We start from the raw sequence: 2,826 nt of genomic DNA, 5'->3' as shown, positions 1-2,826 counted from the left end.
GACGACCTGGTCCTGTGCGTCAACAACTTCTCCCGCTTCGCACAGCCCACCGAACTCGATCTGCGTGCCTACGACGGACGTCATCCCGTGGAGCTCATCGGCGGGGTCCGCTTCCCCGCCATCGGCGAGCTGCCGTATCTGCTGACCCTCGCCGGCCATGGCTTCTACTGGTTCCGGCTCACCCGAGTCGCATCCCGCATCGGCCGACGAGCTTGAGCGTGCGCCGAGGAAAGGACGCGTCACCATGCAGAAGACCGCATCGCTGAGCCCCAGACGGGGCGTCGTCACCGGGCCCATGGCCTCGCTCGCCGGACTGTTGCGCGAGTGGCTGCCGCGCCAGCGCTGGTTCGCGGGCAAAGACCGGCCGGTGACGGACCTCAGTCTGCTGTCCGTCACCGAGCTGTTTCCGGGCTGTCTGCATCTCCTGGTGCACGCCGGGCACTCCGCGGTGCCCGCGCCCAGCGGGGCCGCGCCCGCCGGGGACTGCTACCAACTCCTGCTCGGCGTACGCAAGAACCCGTCGCCGAGGCTGGGCCGGGCCCTGATCGGCCGGGCCGACGAGGGTCCGCTGGCCGGACTGCTGGTCTACGACGCGCTGCAGGACCCCCGCTCGGCACAGCTGCTCCTGGACCGGCTGCGCCACCCCGGCACGGCGGGCCCCCTGCGCTTCGAGGCCGACCCGGCCGTGCATGTGCCCGCCGGTCTGGCACCGCGTCTGCTGGAGGCCGAGCAGTCCAACTCCTCGCTGGTGTACGGCGACGCGTTCATCCTGAAGGTCTTCCGGCGCATCCAGCCCGGCATCAACCCCGACCTCGAGGTGTCGGGGGCGCTGGCCGCGCTGGGCTGCCGCCGGGTACCCGCGCCCGTGGCGTGGTTCAGGACCACGCATCCGCAGGAGGCCACGCTCGGCGTGCTGCAGCCGTTCCTGCCGGACGCCTCCGACGGCTGGACGCTGGCGCTGCAGGCGCTGGCCTCCGGTGAGGACTTCACCGTGCGGGCCCGCGCGCTCGGCCGGGCCACCGCGGACGTACATCTGGCGCTGGCCGCCGCGTTCCCCGCCGGGCCGCACGACGAGAACGGGCGGACCGTGGCGGACATGACCGAGCGTCTGGTCTCCGCGGCCCACTGCGTACCGGCGCTGCACCCCTATGTGCCCGGTCTGCGCAGCGCGTTCGGCGCGCTGGTCACCTGCGATCCCGGGCCGCCCGCGCAGCGCATCCACGGCGATCTGCACCTGGGTCAGGTGCTGCGGGCGGGCCGGGACTGGTTCGTCATCGACTTCGAGGGCGAGCCGTCCCGTCCGCTCGCCGAACGGCGCAGCCCCCAGTCGCCGTTGCGGGACATCGCGGGGATGCTGCGCTCCTTCGACTACGCCGCGCGGCAGCGCCGCCCCTGGCGCCCGGAGTGGGCGCGCCGCTGCCGCGAGGCCTACTGCGCGGGCTACGCCGACCGGGCCGGCTGGGACCCGCGCAAGAAGCACGCGCTGCTGCGCGCCTATGAGACCGACCGAGCCGTGTACGAGGTCCTGTACGAAGCCCGGCACCGACCGGACTGGCTCCCCGTACCGATGGCGGCGATCGAGCGTCTCGCCGTGAGAGGAGGCTGAACCCGTGGCTCTGCGTGACACCTCGCTTCCCGAGTCCTCCGGCCCGCTGGTCGCCCGGAGCGGCGCCGCGCCCGCCCTGGATCCGGACGAGCGCGAACGCCTGCTGTCCGGCAGGCATCACGATCCGCACGCGCTGCTGGGCGCCCACCCGGTCGACGGCGCGGTCGTCTTCCGCGCCCTGCGCCCATACGCCCGCTCGGTGCATGTCGTCTTCGGCGGGCAGCGGCACGCCCTGGCGTCGGAGGGCGACGGTCTGTTCTCGGCCGTACTGCCGCTCGACGCGGTCCCCGAGTACACACTGGCGGTGGCGTACGGCGACGGCGAGCACGAGACGGCGGACCCGTACCGTTTCCTGCCCGCCCTCGGCGACCTCGACCTGCACCTCATCCGCGAGGGCCGGCACGAGCAGCTGTGGAAGGCGCTCGGCGCCGAGCCGATGACCCACCAGGGCGTGACCGGGACCCGGTTCACGGTGTGGGCGCCCAATGCCCAAGGGGTCCGGGTCGCCGGGGAGTTCACCTGCTGGGACGGCACGGCGCTGCCCATGCGCTCGATGGGCTCGTCCGGGGTGTGGGAGCTGTTCGTGCCCGGCATCGGTGAGGGCGCCCGCTACAAGTTCGAGATCACCTCCCGCTACGGCGGCCGCTTCCTCAAGGCCGACCCGATGGCCCGGCGCACCGAGGTGCCGCCCGCGACGGCCTCCGTGGTGACGGCCTCGCACTACGAGTGGGGCGACGCGGACTGGATGGCGCACCGCGGGGACGTCCCCGTGCACGAGGCCCCGTTCTCCGTGTACGAGGTCCATCTCCCGTCCTGGCGCCCAGGATTGACGTACCGTCAACTCGCGGAGCAGCTGCCCGAGTACGTACGGCAGCTGGGCTTCACCCATGTCGAGCTCATGCCGCTCGCCGAGCACCCCTTCGGTCCCTCCTGGGGCTATCAGGTCACCGGCTTCTACGCGCCGACCTCACGGCTCGGCCCGCCCGACGACCTCAGGTATCTGATCGACTCGCTGCACCGGGCCGGGCTCGGCGTGATCATGGACTGGGTGCCCGCCCACTTCCCCAAGGACGACTGGGCGTTGGCGCGGTTCGACGGGGATCCGCTGTACGAGCCGGGAGACTCACGGCGGGCCGAGCATCCCGACTGGGGGACCTACGAGTTCGACTTCGGACGCGTCGAGGTGCGCAACTTCCTTGTGGCGAACGCCGTTTACTGGT

Annotated in this window: 3 protein-coding genes; all 3 read left to right on the top strand. The window is 72.3% G+C overall.

Annotated features, from left to right (window positions below; genetic code table 11):
- Window positions 1-216: alpha-glucosidase C-terminal domain-containing protein (locus tag JYK17_RS40180; protein ID WP_222812317.1), on the top strand; the 216-nt coding region annotated here is incomplete at its 5' end.
- 28 nt (window positions 217-244) lie between these two features.
- Window positions 245-1,606 carry a maltokinase N-terminal cap-like domain-containing protein gene (locus JYK17_RS40175; RefSeq protein ID WP_222812316.1) on the top strand — a complete coding sequence of 454 codons (1,362 nt, stop codon included), beginning with the start codon at window positions 245-247 and terminating at the stop codon, window positions 1,604-1,606.
- A 4-nt stretch (window positions 1,607-1,610) separates the two neighbouring features.
- A partial coding sequence (locus JYK17_RS40170) for a GlgB N-terminal domain-containing protein (protein WP_308011744.1) occupies window positions 1,611-2,826 on the top strand: 1,216 nt, incomplete at its 3' end.

The sequence above is a fragment of the Streptomyces plumbidurans genome (assembly GCF_019857225.1).
Lineage (GTDB): Bacteria > Actinomycetota > Actinomycetes > Streptomycetales > Streptomycetaceae > Streptomyces > Streptomyces plumbidurans.
The sequence above is the reverse complement of the archived record's forward strand: the minus strand, read 5'-3'. Positions and strand labels throughout refer to the sequence as shown.

What these genes read in the sequence shown, in the direction of transcription:
- JYK17_RS40175 (WP_222812316.1), top strand. Translation starts at nt 245, where the DNA reads ATGCAGAAGACCGCATCGCTGAGCCCCAGACGGGGCGTCGTCACCGGG.